The organism is Agromyces mariniharenae (assembly GCF_008122505.1).
GTDB classification, from domain to species: Bacteria; Actinomycetota; Actinomycetes; order Actinomycetales; family Microbacteriaceae; genus Agromyces; species Agromyces mariniharenae.
In genome coordinates, this window is sequence record NZ_VSSB01000001.1 from 1,333,735 (window position 1) to 1,352,766 (window position 19,032).

Genomic DNA, 19,032 nt, shown 5'->3' on the forward strand with positions numbered 1-19,032 from the left:
GAGCGGAATGCTCGGTCGCGCGATCCGACTCACGGCCGGCGCAGCGGGTCCTCGAAGAACTCGAGCAGCAGCCGAGCGGATGCCTCGACCTCGACGCCCGGGTAGACCTCGACGCGGTGGTTGAGCCGCCGGTCGCGCACGATGTCGTAGAGCGAGCCGGCCGCGCCGGCTTTCTCGTCCCATGCGCCGAACACGAGGGTGCCGACGCGCGCGCTCACGATCGCGCCGGCGCACATCACGCACGGCTCGAGGGTGACGACGAGCGTGCAGTCGGTGAGCCGCCAGTCGCCGATCGCCGCGGCCGCGTCGCGCAGGGCGAGGATCTCGGCGTGCGCGGTCGGGTCGTTCGTCAGCTCCCGCTCGTTGCGTCGCGCCGCGATCACGACACCGTCGCGCACCACGATCGCGCCGACCGGGACGTCGCGGGTCGCGGGCGCCTGCTCGGCCTCGGCGAGGGCCAGGCGCATCCACTCGCGGTGGATCGGCACGTCCACGAGCCCCTCCCTCCGCGAGAACCCCCGCAACTAGACTCGAGCCTATGCGAGTCCACGTTGCCGACCACCCGCTCATCACCCACAAGCTGACGGTGCTCCGCGACGTGAACACGCCGTCGCCGGTCTTCCGCTCCCTCGTCGAGGAGCTCATGACGCTGCTCGCCTACGAGGGCACCCGCGGGGTACGCGTCGAACCCGTCGACATCGTGACGCCCGTGGCACCCACCACGGGCGTTCGCATCGCCGAGCCCAAGCCGCTCATCGTGCCGATCCTCCGCGCGGGCCTCGGCATGCTCGAGGGCATGGTGAAGCTCCTGCCGAGCGCCGAGGTCGGCTTCCTCGGCATGGCCCGCAACGAGGAGACCCTCGAGCCCACCACCTACGCCGAGCGCCTGCCCGACGACCTCTCCGACCGCCAGTGCTTCGTGCTCGACCCGATGCTCGCCACCGGCGGCTCGCTCACCGCGGCGATCGAGTTCCTCCTGAAGCGCGGCGCGACGGATGTCACGGCGATCTGCATCCTCGCGGCGCCCGAGGGCCTGAAGGCCGTCGAGGACGCGCTGCACGGCCGCGAGGTCACCGTCGTGCTCGGCGCCGTCGACGAGCGACTCAACGAGCACGGCTACATCGTGCCCGGCCTCGGCGACGCCGGCGACCGCCTGTACGGCACGGTCGAGTAGTCCGCGGCGCGGCATCCGCTCGCGCTGCCCGTACACTCCTCGACCCTTCACTGGCTTCGCCGCAGGATCTTCGCGCCTCCACGCGCTGGCGCGGATGCGACTGCGGAAGATTTTTCTGAACGCCATCTTTTCGCAGATTCTTGCTGGCGCGTCATCCGCTCACCCGATCCTCCCGGATGCCGCTCCGCTGCGTGCACCGTCTGCGCCGTCACACCCCGTCATACCGACGTCATGAATTGACACACGCTCGCGTATCCGTTTCACTGGCACCCATGACTGACACCGCACGCAACCTGACCGCCCGCGAGGTGACCAGGACTGCCGACATGATGATGTCGGCGCGTGCGCCCATGTGTTGTCGAATGTGCCGCTGACCGCGACCCGACCGCCGAGTTCCCGTCTCCGATCGACATCCTGATCGGCTCGGACTCCACCGAACCCGCTCTTCAGGGTTCCCCGGCCGAACGGCCTTTCGCATCGACCCCGCCACCGTCTTGGGGTCCATTCGCTGCACCGACTCCACAAGGACCAACGTCATGTCTCTCGCACTCGCTCCCGTCCGCTCCACCGCCGTCCGCACCGCCCCGTCGCTGCCGGCCTTGCCGGCTCGTCCCGTCTCGATCGCGCCGCGCCCGGCCGAGGTCGCGGCGCCGGCCGCACCCGCGGCACCGGCCGCTGGCGCTGCACCGCGCGTCCGCGCCGTGCCCGAGGGCACCGAGGCCCGAGGCTTCGTGCTCTACGTGGGCATCGACGAGGCCAAGGCCCTCGCCGACGGCACCACCCTCCACCGCATCGTCGAGGCGCTCCGCGCCCTCACCGCCGACGTCGCGCCGTCGGCCGAGACCTACGCCGCCGTCGCGCTCGCTCCCGAGGGCGCCGGCGGTCGCGACGTCGAGGTCGTGCGCCTCGCGTTGCAGGACCCGGCCGCGCTCGCCAAGCAGCGCGAGAGCCAGGGCATCCGCGACGACGCCGACCGCCACCCCAACGGCGTGATCATCGACATCTCGCGCAAGCGGGTCCTCCTCGACGGCGAGCCCGCCGGGCTCACGTACAAGGAGTTCGAGCTCCTGCAGTACCTCGTGCTCCGCGAGGGCCGCACCATCGACCGCCACGAGCTCATCGACAGCCTGTGGGACGCCGACGACGAGGCCCCGAGCGAACGCACGATCGACGTGCACGTTCGTCGCCTGCGCTCGAAGCTCGCCCACTACCAGGACATCGTGCGCACGGTGCGCGGCGTCGGCTACCGGTTCGACCGCCACGCCGACGTCTCGATCCGTCAGGCCTCGACGCCGTCGCCCGACCTGTACTGATCGGGCGACGGGCCCGGGCTCGACGCTCGCGCCGGAACCCCGGCCGGAGTAGCCTCCAACCCGGGGGACCGCTCGTGTGCGGGTCCGTGGGGTGCGGGTCGTCGGATCCCCCGAGGGGGTGCGTCGGGATGCGCTTCAGGTCACCGGCGGCGGGCGGCATCCGCGTCTTCGCCGTCGCGGGCACGAACACGATCTCGTTCGGCATCGAGGCGGATGCCGCGGCGCGGACCGGGCTGCTCGGGTTCGCGGTCGAGCGCATCGACCCGACCGAGAACCAGCGCTACTTCATGAGCGGCTTCAAGGTGTTCCCGAGCGTCATCCCGGCACCAGACGCGACGATCACGGTCTCGACGTTCGAGCATCCGATCCAGAGCCTCGTCTGGGACGACTTCACCGCGAAGCCCGGCCGGCCCTACACGTATCGCTTCCATCCGCTCGCCGGCGCCCCGAAGAACCTCGATCGCACGCGCCCGGTCGTCGAGCTCGACGTCGAGACGGAGCCGCTCCACGGCGGCACGCACGACGTCTTCTTCAACAGGGGTGTCGCCTCGAGCCAGCGGTACGCCCTGAAGTTCGGCAACCTCCCGCCCGACCGTCAGCCGACCGAGCGCAGGCGCAGGGAGGCGCTCGCGTGGCTGAGCCGTGATCTCGACGAGGCGATGCTGCGGTTCATTCGAGCTGCACGGCCGGGCCAGGCGATCCGCGGATGCGTCTACGAGTTCACCTACGCCCCGGTACTCGCCGAGCTGAAGCACGCGATCGACCAGGGCGTCGACGTGAAGCTCGTCGTCGACCTGAAGGTCAACGAGCACACCACGAACGAGAAGCAGCGCGACGGCAGCACGAAGGCCGTGTTCCACGCGAGCGACCCGCGCCTGCGGAACCTCCAGGCGATCACCGATGCGGGCCTCCCCGACTCGGCGATCGTCCGCCGCGAGGCACGGCGCTCCTCGATCGCCCACAACAAGTTCATGGTGCTGCTCAACGCGGCCGGGAAGCCCACGCAGGTGTGGACCGGTTCGACCAACCTCACCGACGGCGGCGTGCACGGCCAGGCGAACGTCGGCCACTGGATCCGCGACCGGGCGGTGGCCGGGGCGTACCTGGACTACCGCAGGCTCGGACTCAACTCGCACGTCGCGTTCATGCACTGCAAGTTCCTGCTGCGCGACCCGCTCGGGCCCGACCCGATCGTGGTCACCGGGTCGGCGAACTTCAGCGAGGCGTCGACGACCGGCAACGACGAGAACATGGTGATCATCCGCGGCGACCGGCGCGTCGCCGACATCTACTTCACCGAGTTCAACCGGCTCTTCAACCACTACTACTTCCGCGCAGTCGTCGACCGCACGAGCCGTGGCACGACCGCCGCGGCATCCCCCGCGACGGCCGGATCGCTCGCCCTCGCGGAGAACGATGGCTGGCTGGAGAAGTACGCGCCCGGCACGCTGCGCACGAAGCGAGTCGACCAGTACGTGCGAATGGCCCTCTGACCGGGCCCTCGTTCCGGGCCTCTCGAGCAGCGCGTCGACGCAGCCGGGGCGCGCGCGGATCCCTCCCCCGCCCGGGGGACGAAATCCCGAAAAATCACGGAACGATAACTAGCGCCCGTTATCGATCCGTTATATATTTCTAGAGCACCGACTGTTTGCTGTGGCGGTCGGTGCGGAATGTGATTGCAGGACACTCTTGGTGCAAGGGAGAGGGTCGGTCGTCAGCCTCTACGACCGGCCCTCACCCGTTTCCGGGCACCGGTTCCCTATCCTTGGATCAGTCGGGTCGACAGGCACGACGATCGAAGACGTCGAGGGGAGCCGAGGGTGGCGGAACGCGCGATCACGGTCGCCGCATGGGAGTCGCTCTTCCGAGCCCAGGTCACGATCATGCGGGCCCTGGCGGCGGAGTTCCCGAGCGAGGTCATCTCGCTCAACGAGTACGACGTGCTCTTCAACATCACCCGGGCGCCCGGGCGCCGGCTCCGGCTGAAGGACCTCAACCGCTCGGTCCTCATCACGCAGCCGAGCGTGAGCCGCCTCGTCGACCGCCTCACGGCCCGCGGGCTCGTCACGAAGGAGCACGACCCCGAGGATGGGCGCGGCACCATCGTCGCGATCACCGAGGAGGGCTTCGCCCTGTTCCGTCGCGTCGCCTTCACGCACGTGGACGCGATCACGAAGCACGTCGGCAACTCGCTCGACGAGGAGGAGCTGCGCACGCTCACCGAGCTGTGCGATCGCCTTCGGCTCGGCGTGAGCGAGGAGCAGCGGGCGCAGCGGTCCGACGAGTCGCCCGGGGCGTGAGCCTCAGCCCCCGATGTCGGATGCCGCCGCGTACTCGTTCGCGACGGACGCGACCTTGTCGACGTACGAGTCGAGGTGGTTGTACGAGAACACGGCCGCGCGCCAGCCCTCGACGCTCGTCATCGGACCCGAGGCGCACAGGTAGCGAGCCGTCGCCTGCGCCGCATCGTCGATCTGGTTCGGATCGGCGAGACCGTCGGCATTGCCGTCGTTCGCCCAGCGCGCCCACGTCGACGGGATGAACTGCATGGGTCCGACGGCGCGGTCCCACACGGTGTCGCCGTCGAACTCGCCGCCGTCGGTGTCGGCGATGGCGGCCACGCCGTTGCCGTCGAGCGGCACGCCGACGATGCGCTTCGTGGGATAGCCGTCGTCGCCGAGCGTCGCGCCGCCGTAGCGGCCGTGGTTCGACTCGATCGAGCCGATGGCCGCGACCGTGGTCCAGTCGAGACCGCAGTCGGGCAGCTCGGCGGCCACCGCGAGGTGCGCGGCGATGTACGCGTTCATCGCTCGCTCGGGGATGCCGGTCGCCGCGGCGACCTGCGCGATCCACTCAGGATCGACCCAGGGCATCGGGAACCCGCCGGAGCTCGAGAGCGCCGCCGGGGCCTCTGCTTCCTCGAGGGGCGTGACGGGCGGGGTGGTCGTCGTCGCTGAGTCGATCGGGCCGGTCAGGAGCGGCCGGGCGATCTTCTGCCCGCTGTCGAGCTGCGAGTCGAACCCGCCGGGCTTGGCTCCGAGCCCCGCGACGTTCACGGCGTAGACGGCACCGACGGCCAGGGCGGCGATGCCCGCGACCACGCCCGACCAGCCGAGGACGCTCCGCGTGCCCCGCCACATCCGCGCACCCCGGGCCTCCCCCGTCGCTCGAGGGCGTCGATCCTCGTCGTCCTCGTCGGAGAACGGGTCCCAGCTCATCGTGGTGCTCCATTCGGGCCGCTCGTCAGGCGCTCGCCCGCCGGTCCCCCGCGTCCCTGCCGTCACGGCGTGAAGCCGCTCAATCCAGAGTACCCAGCGCGGTGGGAACCGTCACTACCGCGATCAGAACCGATCGAATCCGTGCACCGCGACCTCGTCGGGCGTGCCCGGGTGCACCTCGAGCCCGAAGCCGGGCAGGTCGAGCGCGATCGTGAGCAGCGTGCCCCACTGCTCGTGCACCGGCCTCGCGGCATCCGGTCGCACGCAGATCGGCGCCGAGCCGCCGTGGGGGCCGCAGAACGCCGCCGCGCGCCCGGCGGCCGGGAGTCCCGACATCGCGCCGCCGACCGCCGAGGCGTGCGCGTAGCGGGCGCGGGTGGTCGAGTCGTCGGCGCTGGTGTCGCCCTCGGCGAGCGCGGGGTCGAGGAAGTGGTTGGTGTGCACGAGCCGGCCCTCGGCCGCTGGCCGCACCACCGCCATGCCCGCCGGCGAGAGCTCCAGGCTGGCCGCTTCGGCGATTCCGTCGTGGTACGCGGCCACGGTGAGCACGGTCGACGCGCTGACCCGAGCGGAAGCCGCGATGCGGCGCGCCTCGTCGAGCGTCGTCGCCTCCTCGAGGATGCGTCGCGCGATCGCGTGCACTGGGACCCCGCCCGCGTCACTGTCGGAGCGGTGCGACAGGATGTTGAAGTGCACGCCGAGTCCGGCGTCGTTGACGCCGATCTTCGCCGCGGTGCCGAACTCGGTGAACAGCTTCACGCCGAGACCCGTCGCGGCCGTCAGGCGGAGCAGCAGGCCGTCGGTCGCGAGGTGGTCGTGCCAGTCCCAGGTCTGGATGGTCTCGGGCGCGCCCCCGTCAGCGGGCACCCGTACCGAGGTCGAGCACTCGCCCTCGCCGGCCGATGGCGCGACGGCGAGCACCTCGGTGCGGGCGGCCACCGCGAAGGCGCGCCACGGTTGGATGCCCGCGGCGGCGGCCGCGGCATCCGATTCGACGACGAGCGCCGGATACCACGCGTCAAGGGAGACGCGGCTGCGCTCGACGATGTCACGGACCCGGTCGGCGGGGATGCCGAGCGCGTCGAAGTGCGCGAGGTAGCGATCGGCGCCCCGGCGGACGAACCCGCCGTAGGCCCGGCCGATCGCATCGCCGCGCTCGGCCGGGTCGGTCGTCTCGGTGGTCAGGTGGTGCAGCCGCATCGCGTGTTCCGGTCTTCCTCGCTCGCGCCCTCGTGGTGGTCCATCGTCGGGCGCCTACAGGCTAGGAGCGTAAAACGTTTTATACAATCGGCCTCGGCGGAACGAGGTCGGGAGGCCTGATGGCACGAGCGGGCGGCGTGACCATCCGCGACGTCGCGAAGCGTGCGGGCGTCTCGATCGCGGCGGTCTCGATGGCACTGAACGGCACCGGAACCCTGAGCGCGGCGACGCGCACGCGCGTGCGCGAGGTCGCCGACGAGATGGAGTACCAGGCCGACGCGCTCGCCCGCGGACTGCGGCGCTCCTCGGTCGGTGCGATCGGGCTCGTGATCCGCTCCCTCGACCTACTGGGCGACTACGCGCCCGCGGGAGTCGACGTGTTCGCCCGGTTCATCGGCGACCTCTCGTCGCAGGCGATGGCGCGCGGCCTCAGCGTCATGCTGGTGCCCGACCTCACCCGGCGGCCCGCTCCCCCGCTGGCCCTCGGGCTCGACGGCTACGTCGTCGACCTGCCGACCGTCGACGACCCCGTCGTGCGCCTGCTCGAGCGGCGCGGCATCCCGTACGTGACACTCGGACGCGATCCCGACCGTCCCGGCTTCACCGACTGGGCGTCGGAGGACGGCCCGGCGATCACCCGCCGGGTGCTCGACCACCTCGCCGCCCGCGGTGCGCGGTGCATCGCACTGGTGCGCGGCACGGTGCCGAACGCGTGGAACCTCGACGCCGAGGCCGCGTACCGCAGCTGGAGCGCTTCACGGGGAGCGGCACCGATCGTGCGCGAGGTCGCCGAGGGCGACGGCGAGGCCGGCGGCCGGTCGATGGCCCACCGGCTGGCCGACGAGGGAGCGCCCGACGCGGTGCTCTGCCTCACGGGCCGCCACGCGGCCGGGATGCTCGCGGGGCTCGCCGAGCGCGGCATCCGCGTGCCCCACGACGCCATGATCGCGACCGCGTCCGACTCGGAGCACGCGCGCCACAGCCGGCCCGCGATCTCAGCGGTGGAACTCGACACCGCCGCCACGTCGGCGGCGCTGCTCGACCTGCTGCAGGCGCGCATCGACGGCCGACCGAGCGTCGCCCCGGTGCTCACCGGAGCACGGTTCCATCCGCGCGGCTCGACCCGACGACGCGACTGAGCCGGTCAGCGGAGGCGCCGACGCGCCGACGAGAGGCGGGCCACCGCGGCTGCCGCCCAGCCCACCGCCGAGACGAGCGGGACCGCGAGCGCGATCATCGCGACCGGGTTCGGGTGGAACTTCAGTCCGTTCGGACCGCCGATGTACGCGCCCACCGGGATCGCGTAGCCGCCGCCCCCGCCGCCGCTGCCCTCGCCACGGCCCGGGGGGAACTCGCCCTGGCCCTCGGACTCCCCCGAGCCCTCGCCGCCGCCGAACCCGAAGACCACGAGCGCGGCGGGCACGAAGTCCTGCCCGTTCAGTGTGGTCTTCTCGCCGTACGCCATCTTCGCGCCCCACGTCGGCAGCGATTCCGCCAGTCCCTCGAGTACCTTCGCCATGGCTCGACGCTACGCGGGTCTGCTCCGCACGGCTACCGGCGATCGGGCACCCGCGCGCCCGGTGATCGAAGGCGATCCCTCGACGGATGCCGCGGCATCCGCTCGACGCCCGCCGGAAACGGGCGGAGACTACTGGCATGAGCACCGACACCCCGACCGCCGCCCTGTCGCAGGCCGGCGTCAGCATCTGGCTCGACGACCTCTCCCGCAAGCGCATCACCACGGGCGAGCTCGAGCGTCTCATCGCCGAGCGCGACGTGGTGGGCGTCACCACGAACCCGACGATCTTCGCGAACGCGTTCGCCGACGGCGAGTCGTACACCGCGGCCCTGCACGACCTCGCCGCCGAGGGCGCCGACGTCGAGCATGCGATCTTCGAGATCACCACGCACGACGTGCGGGATGCCGCCGACCACCTCCGCGAGGTCTACGACCGCACCGACGGCTACGACGGACGCGTGTCGATCGAGGTCCAGCCCGGTCTCGCGCACGACACCGAGGGCACCGTGGCCGAGGCGCACGCACTCTGGGACAAGGTCGCCCGCCCCAACGCCATGGTCAAGATCCCGGCGACCGTCGAAGGGCTGGACGCGATCACCGCGGCGATCGGCGCCGGGATCAGCATCAACGTGACGCTGATCTTCAGCCTCGACCGGTACCGGCAGGTCATCGACGCCTACCTCGCCGGGCTCGAGCAGGCGAAGGCCGCGGGCATCGACCTGTCCACGATCCACTCGGTCGCATCGTTCTTCGTGTCCCGGGTGGACACCGAGATCGACAAGCGGCTCACCGCGATCGGCACCGACGAAGCGCTCGCGCTCAAGAGCAAGGCCGGCGTCGCGAACGCCCAGCTCGCCTACCAGCTCTACCAGGAGGCGTTCGCGACCGAACGGGCCGCCGCGCTCCTGGCCGCAGGAGGGAAGCGGCAGCGTCCGCTGTGGGCGTCGACCGGGGTGAAGGACCCGGCGCTCCCCGACACGCTGTACGTGACCGAGCTGGTCGCGCCGGGCGTGGTGAACACGATGCCCGAGAAGACCCTCGAGGCCACCTTCGACCACGGCGAGATCCGCGGCGACACCGTGACCGGGTCCTACGCCGAGGCCGGTGCGGTGCTCGACGCGCTCGCGGCGGTGGGCGTCGACTACGACGACGTCACCGCCGTGCTCGAGCGCGAGGGCGTGGAGAAGTTCAGCGTGTCCTGGAACGAGCTGCTCGAGACCGTCCGCACCGCACTGGAGGCGGCCCGATGAGCCTCCGACGTCCGGGCTGACGCGACGCGGCCGCCGCCCTCACGTCGCGGCGGCCGCCCGGCGGGTGTGGCTCCGCGCGTGCTCGACCGCCGCCGGGAGGTCGTCGAAGAGGTGGTTGCGGTGTCGCAGCGAGTCGATGACGCCCACACGTCGTGCGAGCTCGAGGTGACGCGGTTGCACGCCCTTCACGAGCACGGTGACGCCCCGGCGCTCGAGCGCGCGGATCAGCTCGGTGATCACCTGCGCACCGGTGGCGTCGAGCAGCTGGAGCTGCGACATCCGGATGATGACGACGTCGACGTCGCGCAGCGTCGCGACCCGTTCGAGCATGCGCTCGGCCGCGCCGAAGAAGAGTGCGCCGTCGAGCCGGAACAGGGCGATGCGCTCGTCGGCCGGCTCGGCCGGACCCGGGAGCTCCTCGCGGTGCACGCCGCTCGAGCGCGCGACCGCGCGCAGGGCGAGGAACGCGGCGACCACGATGCCGACGAGCACCGCGGTGATGAGGTCGACGCTGACCGTGATGATGGCGGTCGCGACGAACACGGCGGCATCCGCCCGCGACGACCTGACGACGGTTCGGACCGTCGCGAACGAGATCATGCGCGTCGCGGTGACCATGAGGACGCCGGCGAGCGCCGCGAGCGGGATGGAGGCGACGACGACCGCGCCGACCGCGACGATCCCGGCGAGCAGCAGGGCGTGCACGATCGCCGCGACGCGCGTGCGCCCGCCGGTGCGGACGTTGACCGCCGTCCGTGCGATCGCGCCCGTCGCCGGCATGCCGCCGAAGAGCGCCGAGGCGATCGACGCGAGCCCCTGGCCCACGAGTTCGCGATCCGCGTCGTACGGCCCGGTGTCGGCCATGGTCGCCGCGACCCGCGCCGACAGCAGCGACTCGATCGCCGCGAGGGCGGCGACGGTGGCTGCGGGCAGGAGCAGCCCGGTGAGCGTCGCCGGGTCGATGACGGGAAGCGCCGGCGCGGGCAGCCCGCTCGGCAGCGCGCCGATCGTCGCGACGGGCACGCCCGCGAGCACCGTGACCGCGGACACGACGACGATCGCGAGGATCGAGCCCGGGACGAGCGGGTGGATGCGGGGCGCGACGAGCATGATCGCGGCGACCACCGCGACGACGGCGAGCGACCACGCGGCATCCGGCCACGAGGCCTGCAGCACCGCCTGGATCGCCCCGACCACGGCGTTCGCACCCTCGGTCGCGGGCACGCCGAGCGCCGACGGCACCTGCTGCAGGAAGATGATGACGGCGATGCCGAGCGTGAAGCCCTCGATGACCGGCCACGGGATGAACGTGACCGCCCGGCCGAGGCGCAGCGCGCCGGCGACGAGCACCATGGCGCCGGCGAGCAGTCCGACGACCGCGAGCGCGCCCGGCCCGTGCGTCGCGATGATGGGGGCGAGCACGACGACCATCGCGCCCGTCGGCCCCGACACCTGCACGTTCGACCCGCCGAACACCGCCGCGACGATGCCGGCCACGATCGCGGTGACGAGTCCGCTCTCGGCGCCCGCGCCCGAGCTGACGCCGAACGCGAGGGCGAGCGGCAGTGCGACGATGCCCACGGTGACGCCCGCGATGAGGTCGCCCTTCCAGGTTCGCCGCAGGTCGCGATAGTCCGCGGCCGCGGGCAGCAGCGAGCGGATGCCGCTCGCGACGCGCCGCACGGTCGTGCCGGTCATGCGCGGGCAGCCGCCTGCGACCGCTCCGGCAGCTCAGGAAGCTCCGCCTGCGCGACGAGCTGCTGCTCGGTCGTCTGGAGGATCTCGCCGAGCAGGACGCGCGCGACGCGGAGCAGGTCGGCGACCTGCGGATAGGCCAGCCGGTAGAGCACCTGGTTGCCCCGTCGCTCGGCGGTGACGAGCCGGTGCGTGCGCAGCACCGCGAGGTGCTGCGACAGGTGCGACGCCTCGAGGCCGGTCGCCTCGAGGAGCTCGCCGACCGGCGTCTCCTCGCCGTTCGCCGCGACGAGCACCTCGAGCACGCGAACGCGCAGCGGGTGCGCGAGGCCCTTGAACAGGTTGGCCTTGACCTCGTACAGCGGGCGGCTGGCATCCGTGAACACGGCGACTCCTCATGGATTGATGAATCCATCAAACCATGAATCAGCGGACTGGCCGAATCGAGGCTGCGCTGAACGACCCGGAACGAACACGAGTCACTGGCGCCGCCTCGGGTCCGCGCGACCCCCGGGGGTCGTACCCCCGGGTCTCCGACCAGTAGCGACGACGGGCGCGACGAGCGGGGTGCGACGGGCAGTCTCGTTGCAGTCACTGACCGAACCCGGTCACCGAGAGGAAATCATGAGCACCATCATCGACACCCCCACCAGCATCCGGCCCTTCACGGTCGAGTTCCCGCAGGAACAGCTCGACGACGCGCGCCGGCGGATCGCGGCGACCCGATTCCCGAGCCGGGAGCTCGTCCAGGACCGCTCCCAAGGGGTGCAGCTCGCGACGCTGCAGGCGCTCGCGCGGTACTGGTCGGACGACTACGACTGGCGCAGGGTCGAACGACGGCTGAATGCGCTGCCCCAGTTCACGACCGAGATCGACGGCGTCGAGATCCACTTCATCCACGTGAGGTCGCCGCATGACAATGCGATGCCCCTGATCATGACGCACGGCTGGCCGGGCTCGGTCATCGAGCTGCTGGACACCATCGGCCCGCTGACCGACCCCACCGCGCACGGCGGCTCGGCCGAGGATGCGTTCCACGTCGTCCTCCCGTCCCTGCCCGGCTACGGCTTCTCCAGCGCCCCCACCGAGCTCGGCTGGGAGAACGGCCCCATCGCCGGCGCCTGGGCGAAGCTGATGGCCGGCCTCGGCTACACGCGCTACGTCGCCCAGGGTGGCGACGTCGGCGCCGCGGTCACCGACGCGATGGGCCGCCAGGGCCCCGACGGACTCGTCGGCATCCACATGAACCTGCTCGCCCTCGCGATCGGCGTCAAGGACATCCTTCCGGCCGAATCCGAGCAGGAGCGTGCCGCGCACGCCGCGCTCGAGACGTTCACCACCGACGGCTTCGGCTACTTCCTCGAGCAGTCCACGCGGCCGCAGACCATCGGCTACTCGCTGCTCGACTCGCCGATCGGGCTCGCCGCATGGATGCTCGACCACGACACCGACAGCTACCTCAAGATCAGCCGCGCGTTCGTCGACGGCGACCCCGTCGGCAACCTCACCCGGGACCAGATCCTGGACAACATCACGCTGTACTGGTTGACGGGCACCGGTGCGTCGGCCGCCCGCTGGTACTGGGAGTTCGGCCGGTTCCTGGCCGCGACCCACGGCCACACGCCGCCGCCGGTGCAGGTTCCGGTCGCGTTCACGACGTTCCCGGGCGAGCTCTTCCCGTCCCCTCGCACCTGGGTCGAGGCCGTCTACCCGACGACCACGTACTTCAACGCGGTCGGCCGCGGTGGCCACTTCGCGGCCTGGGAGGAGCCCGAGCTCTTCACGGCCGAGGTGCGGGCCGCGTTCAGGTCGCTGCGCTGATGTTCGCACTCCGCGCCTACGCCCGGAGCGACGCCGCCCGACTCGTCTACGAGGGGGCGCCGTCGCCCGGGCTCGGCCCCCACGACGTCCTGGTCCGGGTGCACGCCAGCGGCGTCAGCCCGGGCGAGCTGGACTGGCCCGGGGCGTGGCTCGACCATGACGGCACGCCTCGCATGCCGCCGATCGTTCCGGGCCACGAAATCTCCGGTGTCGTCGAGGCGGTCGGTCCCGACGCGACGGGTTTCGCCGTCGCGGACGAGGTCTTCGGCTACACCGATGTCCGACGTGACGGCGGGGACGCGGAGTACGTCGCCGTCCGGGCCGACGCCGGCGAGCTCGCACCCAAGCCCGCCTCGCTGACCCATGTCGAGGCATCGGCGGTCCCGCTCTCCGCCCTGACGGCGTGGCAGGCGCTCTTCGATCACGGGGACCTGCAGCCCGGTCAGGCGGTGCTCGTCCACGGCGCGGCCGGGGGCGTCGGGACGTTCGCCGTCCAGTTCGCCCGCTGGCGCGGTGCTCGCGTCGTCGCGACGAGTTCCGAGCGCGATCGGTCGTTCGTGAGCGAGCTCGGAGCCGACGTGGTGATCGACTATCGCGGGACGCGCTTCGAGGACGCGGTGCCCGACGTGGATCTCGTCCTCGACACCGTCGGCGGTGAGACGTGGTCGCGTTCATGGGACGTGATCCGCCCCGGCGGGCGCCTCGTCTCGATCGCCGTCCCGCGCCCACCTGAGCGCGACGATGGCGACGGTCGACTGGCGATCTGGTTCGTCGTCCGGCCAGATGTCGGACAGCTGGTCGAGATCGGCCGACTGCTCGACGCCGGGCTCGTCCGGTCGATCGTCTCGGACGTCCTGCCGCTCGCCAGGGGTGCCGAGGCCTACGGGCCCCACGCTCGGCGGAGCGGGCCCGGCAAGGTGGTGCTCGCCGTGGCCGGCGGCTAGCAGGCCGCGCCCGCGGACGTGCCGGCGGGGAGCCACGAGCTCCCGGCCGGCACGTCTGCGATGACGCTAGCCGGCGACGGGCTCGTACTTCGGGAGCGAGCTTCGAAGCGCCCTGCGGGAGTTGATCTGGAGCTTGAGGAAGACCTTCTTGAGATGCCATTCGACCGTGCGGGGGCTCAGGTAGAGCGTGGCGCCGATCTCGGCGTTCGTCCTCCCGTCGGCGGCCAGTCGTGCCACATGCGCTTCCTGGGGCGTGAGCTCCTCGTGCTGCGACGGGGTGCGCTTGCGCACCGTCTCGCCGGTCGCGAGCAGCTCGGCCCGAGCGCGTTCCGCGAACCCTTCGGCGCCCAGGTCCGTGAACATCGAGTGCGCGATCCGCAATTGCTCGCGGGCGTCGACCCGTCGGCCCTCGCGTCGAAGCCATTCGCCGAAGACGAGATGCGTCCGCGCCAGCTCCGGACGCAGCCGGGTGGTGCTGAGGGATCGGATGGCCGCGACGTAGTGCGGTTCGGCGTCGGCCGCCTCGCTGAGCAGGGCGGTGGAGCGCTCCGAGATGCCGACCGCCCATTCGGTTCCACCCACCCTCGCGCTCGCCGTGAGTCGCTCGAGCGATTCCGCTGCTCGGTTCGGTCGGCCGAGCCGCGCCGCCGCCTCGATGAGCTCCGACGACGCGAAGATCGAGACGAACCAGTCCGGCCACGCATCCCACGCTCGCTGCGCGGCATCCAGCGCCTCGTCATACCGTCGGAGGCCATTCAGCAGGATGGCGCCGGTCCAGTGCGCCCACTGGAGCCCGAAGCCCGATCCGCTCTCGTCGGCCTTCCGCGTGGCCTCCTCGAACAGGGTGAACGCCGGGGACTCACGACCGCGAAGGGCAGCCAGGAGCATCCCCCCGAATGGAGGAACCCGGCTGCCGATCGCCTGATTCACCGCACTCGCTTCGGCACAGAGTCGGAGGGCCGCTTCGAATCGGCCCGTCATGGCCATCGTGATCGCGGCACCGTTCAAGCCGAACGCGAGGGGGGTCAGGGCGCCGGCGTCTCGCGCCCGCTGCAACTGCCGCATCGTGATCGCGTTCCGGGTCTCGAAATCCCACGTCTCCAGGGCTGCGGCCGACGCGATCACGCTCCACCGCATGCCCCGGTCCACCGGAAGGTCCTCGACGAGGAATTCGCTGAGCGCGCGGCGGATCCCGGGTGCCGCCGCCTGGCGACCGTCGGTCATCAGCACGGACATCGCGTGCAGGAGGAGGTCGGTACCGTGCTGATCGTCTCGGAAGAGTCGCCGGCTGCGCACCACGCGCGAGACCTCGCGCATGTCCGCGCCGGCGCGGTCGCCCGCGAAGAGCGCCGCTCCCCATGCGTCGAGATAGGCCTCGCGCGACCGGACCGGATCGAGGGGCTCCAGCCGTCTTGCGGCGGCGAGCAGGAGGGCAGGCACCTCGTCGAGCGCTCCCGAGGCCGAGACGATCTGGGCATGCACGAGGTCGGCCCGAGCGCGGTGCAGCTCGTCGAACGCGAATTCCTCGGCCGTCTGGAGCACATGCGACGCGGACTCGAACTCGCCGGCCTGCAGGCTGGCCTGTGCTGCCGCGAGGGCGCGGTCCGCTCGCGCGGTCGGGTCGCCCGTCAACTCGACGGAGCGCCTGAGGAACGCCGCCGCCGCAGAGAGTCCCCCTCGGGCGCGCGCTCGCCCTGCTGATCGCTCCAACTCCTGGGCGACGGTCTCGTCCGGTCCGATCGTCGCCGCCGCGAGATGCCACGCGCGTCGGTCGGGCTCGGTCGTCGGATCGATGGACTCGGCGAGCGCGAGGTGGACGGCACGCCGGTCCCGCGGCGACGCCGCGCGGTAGATGGCGGAGCGCACGAGCGGATGCCGGAACCGCACGCCGCTGTCGACGGTGAGCAGGCCCTCCGCCTCGGTCGCCTCCGCGGCCGAGGCATCGATGCCGAGCCGATCCGCTGCACGCCAGAGCAGGATCGGATCATCGGCCGGATCGGCAGCGGCGAGGAGGAGCAGGAGTTGCGCCTCTCGGGAGAGTGCATCGAGGCGAGCGAGGAAGGCGTCTTCGATCCGCTCGGGAAGCTCGCGTTCGTCGCCCACGACGAAGGCGCCCGGGAGTTGCGTCGAGCTCAGCCGCCGCGGCAGTTCCAGCAACGCGAGCGGATTGCCACGGGTCTCCGTCAGCAGGCGATCGCGCACCCGCGAATCGATCCGGCCGGGGATGACCGTATGGAGGAGTGCACGAGCGTCGTCGTCGGCGAGACCCTCCAACCACAGGTCCGGCAGGCCGTCGAGGTCGCGGTTGACGGCCGGCTCCCGGACCGCGAAGACCATGGCGATCGAGTCCGCGAGCAGCCGCCTCGCCACGAAGGCGAGCGCCTGCCCCGAGGCGCTGTCGACCCATTGCGCATCATCGATCACGCAGAGCATCGGTTGCTGCGCAGCCGACTCGGAGAGGAGGCTCAGTGCGGCGAGCGACACGAGGAACGGATCGGGCGTCTCTCCCTCCTTGATCCCCAGCGCGACGCTCAGCGCTGCCGCCTGCGGCGGAGGAAGCGAGCCCACTCGATCGAGGATCGGCCGGCAGAGTTGATGAAGGGACGCGAACGGCAACTGCATCTCCGACTGCACTCCGGCCGTCCGGCGAAGATGGAGGCCTGACGCGTGCTCGGCGCAGTGGCGCAGGAGGCTGGTCTTGCCCACCCCGGCCTCGCCGCGGATCACCAGGACGCCGCCATGACCCCCTCGCGCGTGCGTCAGGAGCTCGTCCAGCACCTCACGCTCGCGCGCACGATCCAGGAGGATCCTGTCGTCGTGCACGCCCATGGTGAGGCCTCCTCGCAACCGATCCGCTCGATCCTGCCGGTGTCGAGGGAACGCGTGGGTCGGACATCGCGTCGCATCAGGCTGTCGGAGCGGAGCCGGTGGCGACACGGAGGCAGGGATGGCGGAGGCTCGGTTGGCTCGGAGTGTAATCCGGGGCATCTTCGGCCGCAATCGAGGTCCGCCCGTCACGCGCGCTTCCGCGGCCGGCTCCGGCGTCAGCCGCCCAGGATGCGAGCGAGCTCGACGTACCCGCGCGATCGGGCGTGCTCGAGGGCGGTGACGCCGTCGTGGTCGCCGATCGAGGGGTCGGCGCCGGCGTCGAGGAGGATCCGCACGATCTCCTGGTGGCGGGACCCGCCGTCGCCGAGGATGACCGCCTCGAGCAGCGCGGTCCAGCCGAGGTCGTTGACGTGGTTCACGTCGATGCCGGTCTCGACGACGCGACGCACGTACTCGACGTGTCCGCGCTCGCTCGCCGGAATGACGGAGACGCCGCCGAAGCGGTTGCGGATCGTGAGGTCGGGCTCCGCCGGGAGGAGCACCTCGAGCATCGGAACGCTGCCGGTGACGCCGGTCACGAGCCACGGGGTGTCGTGACGGTCGTCGAGCGCGTCGGGGTCGGCCCCCGCGGCGACGAGCACCTTCGCCACCTCGACGTGGTCCGCCGCGGCGGCGAGCAGCAGGGCGGTGCGCTGGTGATCGTCGCGCGCCTCGATCGCGGCGCCCGCGCGCAGGGCCAGCGACACCTGTGCGGCATCGCCGGCTGCGGCCGCCGCCAGCAGCGTGCCGTCGGGGTCGGCGAGCGGAGGTGCGGATGGGTCGGTCATGCGGAAATCCTCTCGTGCCGCGGCGGTCCCGTCCGCGACCGCGGGTGGCTCGGCGTTCGTCGCGCAGCCGGAGAGGAGCAGCGTCGCCGCGAGTGCCGCGACGACGCTGCTCCGGATGGTCAGCGCCACGGCGACCCGACGACGTCGTACGGGCCGGTGGCCACGGGCTCGTCGAACTTGCTGTCGACGGCGAGGAGGCGGCCGTGCAGCATCTTCGCCGTGGTGTAGACGCGATCGGGGTCGCTCGCCTCCTGCGAGCGCAGCGTCGCGGCGGAGCCGTCTGCGGGGAGGTGCAGGCTCGCCACCATCCTCGAGAAGTTGCGGATCACGGTGAGGTCGTTGCCCTGGCGCACGAGGCCGTCGGCGTTCACGAGATCGGCGCCGCCGGTGGCGACCTCCGAGACCGCGCCGTCGGCGGTCGCGAAGCGCCACAGCCGTCCCGTGTTGCCCTGGGCGACGACGAACGCGCTGCGGTCGGCCGTGAGCACGATGCCCCCGAGGTTGAATCCCGCGAGCCGCTCGACCGTGCCCGTGGCATCCGCCCACAGCTCGGCCGACCAGCCGGCCGGGCCGTCGGCGACGCGGAAGACCTGCGGGTCGTTGGAGTTCGTGAAGTACGCCGCGCCGTCTGGGCCGATCGCCACGTCGTTGAGGAACGCCTCGCCGGCGGGCACGCGCAGGGCAGCGAGCAGCTCGCCGTCGGGTGCGTACACCCACAGGTCGGGACGGCCGGGCTGCCCGATGCCGTTCGGGCCGCCGGCGATGTAGACGTTGCCGTCGTCGTCGACCGTGACGCCACGCGCGGTGAAGCGGCCGTCGGTGCCGTCGCCGGCGAGCCACTCCTCGGCAGCGGGGTCCTGCATGCTCCCGCGGTGGATCTCGCCGCCCGTGACCTCGCTGACGTAGAACAGTCCCCGGCGCTCGTCGGCGCCGATGCCCTCGAACTTCGACCCGCCCTCGTCGGCCGTGAGGGTGTACCGGTCGGGGCGGCCGGCGTCGGCGGCGAACGCCGCGCCCACGCCGGCGGTGAGTGCGGTCGCGGTGAGGCCGGTCGTGAGGCTCGCCGCGGCGAGCAGGGTGGCGATGGTGCGTTGCATGATGCTCCTCGAGTCCGTTCACGCCGATGATCGACGCGTCATCCCAGCGTGCGGCGCACGCGCGGTGCGGCACGTCGGGCGAACGGCTGCTTCTCGATAGCCGATCGGATGATGCCGCCGTGCATCGGGATTGCCTAGGCTGGCG

17 protein-coding genes are annotated in these 19,032 nt (G+C 71.8%); 8 read left to right on the forward strand and 9 right to left on the reverse strand.

All coding sequences use genetic code 11. The features are described from left to right. Positions 1-29: 29 nt before the first annotated feature. On the reverse strand, positions 30-467 hold the full coding sequence (gene tadA / locus FYC51_RS06070) for a tRNA adenosine(34) deaminase TadA (protein ID WP_187432643.1): 438 nt from the start codon (positions 465-467) through the stop codon (positions 30-32). 71 nt (positions 468-538) lie between these two features. Between tadA and upp the strand changes: the two genes are divergently transcribed. The 4 genes from upp to FYC51_RS06090 all read left to right on the forward strand — a co-directional run bounded on the left by upp (position 539) and on the right by FYC51_RS06090 (position 4,787). Beyond that, positions 539-1,174 carry a uracil phosphoribosyltransferase gene (gene upp, locus FYC51_RS06075; RefSeq protein WP_148732726.1) on the forward strand — a complete coding sequence of 212 codons (636 nt, stop codon included), beginning with the start codon at positions 539-541 and terminating at the stop codon, positions 1,172-1,174. 536 nt (positions 1,175-1,710) lie between these two features. After that, on the forward strand, positions 1,711-2,487 hold the full coding sequence (locus FYC51_RS06080) for a winged helix-turn-helix domain-containing protein (protein WP_148732727.1): 777 nt from the start codon (positions 1,711-1,713) through the stop codon (positions 2,485-2,487). A 128-nt stretch (positions 2,488-2,615) separates the two neighbouring features. After that, a complete protein-coding gene (locus FYC51_RS06085; RefSeq protein WP_148732728.1) occupies positions 2,616-3,980 on the forward strand; it encodes a phospholipase D-like domain-containing protein in 1,365 nt (454 codons plus the stop codon). A gap of 327 nt (positions 3,981-4,307) precedes the next feature. Continuing rightward, on the forward strand, positions 4,308-4,787 hold the full coding sequence (locus tag FYC51_RS06090) for a MarR family winged helix-turn-helix transcriptional regulator (protein WP_238476234.1): 480 nt from the start codon (positions 4,308-4,310) through the stop codon (positions 4,785-4,787). A gap of 3 nt (positions 4,788-4,790) precedes the next feature. On the opposite strand, the gene FYC51_RS06095 is transcribed toward FYC51_RS06090, so the two are convergent. After that, on the reverse strand, positions 4,791-5,705 hold the full coding sequence (locus FYC51_RS06095; RefSeq protein WP_238476235.1) for a lytic transglycosylase domain-containing protein: 915 nt from the start codon (positions 5,703-5,705) through the stop codon (positions 4,791-4,793). Positions 5,706-5,828: 123 nt separating this feature from the next. Beyond that, positions 5,829-6,905, reverse strand: a complete 1,077-nt coding sequence (locus tag FYC51_RS06100; RefSeq protein WP_148732729.1) for a C45 family autoproteolytic acyltransferase/hydrolase — start codon at positions 6,903-6,905, stop codon at positions 5,829-5,831. A gap of 119 nt (positions 6,906-7,024) precedes the next feature. On the opposite strand from FYC51_RS06100, the gene FYC51_RS06105 reads away from it, so the two are divergent. Then, positions 7,025-8,044, forward strand: a complete 1,020-nt coding sequence (locus FYC51_RS06105; protein ID WP_148732730.1) for a LacI family DNA-binding transcriptional regulator — start codon at positions 7,025-7,027, stop codon at positions 8,042-8,044. A 5-nt stretch (positions 8,045-8,049) separates the two neighbouring features. Here the strand turns inward: FYC51_RS06105 and FYC51_RS06110 are convergent, their stop codons facing one another. Then, on the reverse strand, positions 8,050-8,424 hold the full coding sequence (locus tag FYC51_RS06110; protein ID WP_148732731.1) for a hypothetical protein: 375 nt from the start codon (positions 8,422-8,424) through the stop codon (positions 8,050-8,052). 137 nt (positions 8,425-8,561) lie between these two features. Between FYC51_RS06110 and tal the strand changes: the two genes are divergently transcribed. Then, the gene (gene tal, locus FYC51_RS06115; protein ID WP_148732732.1) at positions 8,562-9,674 is read left to right on the forward strand and encodes a transaldolase; all 1,113 of its coding nucleotides are present in this window, start codon (positions 8,562-8,564) and stop codon (positions 9,672-9,674) included. 39 nt (positions 9,675-9,713) lie between these two features. Here tal and FYC51_RS06120 read toward each other — a convergent pair whose 3' ends face one another. Together FYC51_RS06120 and FYC51_RS06125 are read right to left on the reverse strand one after the other, a co-directional pair. Next, positions 9,714-11,372: a SulP family inorganic anion transporter gene (locus tag FYC51_RS06120; RefSeq protein WP_148732733.1), complete on the reverse strand. Its 1,659-nt coding sequence runs from the start codon at positions 11,370-11,372 to the stop codon at positions 9,714-9,716. Then, a complete protein-coding gene (locus FYC51_RS06125) occupies positions 11,369-11,755 on the reverse strand; it encodes an ArsR/SmtB family transcription factor (protein WP_148732734.1) in 387 nt (128 codons plus the stop codon). The genes FYC51_RS06120 and FYC51_RS06125 overlap by 4 nt, the downstream gene beginning before the upstream one ends. Positions 11,756-11,993: 238 nt before the next feature. On the opposite strand from FYC51_RS06125, the gene FYC51_RS06130 reads away from it, so the two are divergent. Continuing rightward, positions 11,994-13,190 carry an epoxide hydrolase family protein gene (locus FYC51_RS06130; RefSeq protein WP_148732735.1) on the forward strand — a complete coding sequence of 399 codons (1,197 nt, stop codon included), beginning with the start codon at positions 11,994-11,996 and terminating at the stop codon, positions 13,188-13,190. After that, positions 13,190-14,134, forward strand: a complete 945-nt coding sequence (locus FYC51_RS06135; protein ID WP_148732736.1) for an NADP-dependent oxidoreductase — start codon at positions 13,190-13,192, stop codon at positions 14,132-14,134. Before FYC51_RS06130 ends, FYC51_RS06135 begins: the two co-directional genes overlap by 1 nt. Positions 14,135-14,200: 66 nt before the next feature. Here FYC51_RS06135 and FYC51_RS06140 read toward each other — a convergent pair whose 3' ends face one another. From FYC51_RS06140 to FYC51_RS06150, 3 genes are all read right to left on the reverse strand, one after another. Next, on the reverse strand, positions 14,201-17,122 hold the full coding sequence (locus tag FYC51_RS06140; RefSeq protein ID WP_338014674.1) for an AAA family ATPase: 2,922 nt from the start codon (positions 17,120-17,122) through the stop codon (positions 14,201-14,203). A 56-nt stretch (positions 17,123-17,178) separates the two neighbouring features. Next, positions 17,179-17,790 (reverse strand): ankyrin repeat domain-containing protein, encoded by a 612-nt coding sequence (locus FYC51_RS06145; RefSeq protein WP_187432514.1) that lies wholly within the window; start codon positions 17,788-17,790, stop codon positions 17,179-17,181. Between the two features lie 119 nt (positions 17,791-17,909). Further along, positions 17,910-18,887, reverse strand: coding sequence for an SMP-30/gluconolactonase/LRE family protein (locus FYC51_RS06150; RefSeq protein ID WP_148732739.1), 978 nt, complete (start codon positions 18,885-18,887; stop codon positions 17,910-17,912). Positions 18,888-19,032: the final 145 nt, after the last annotated feature.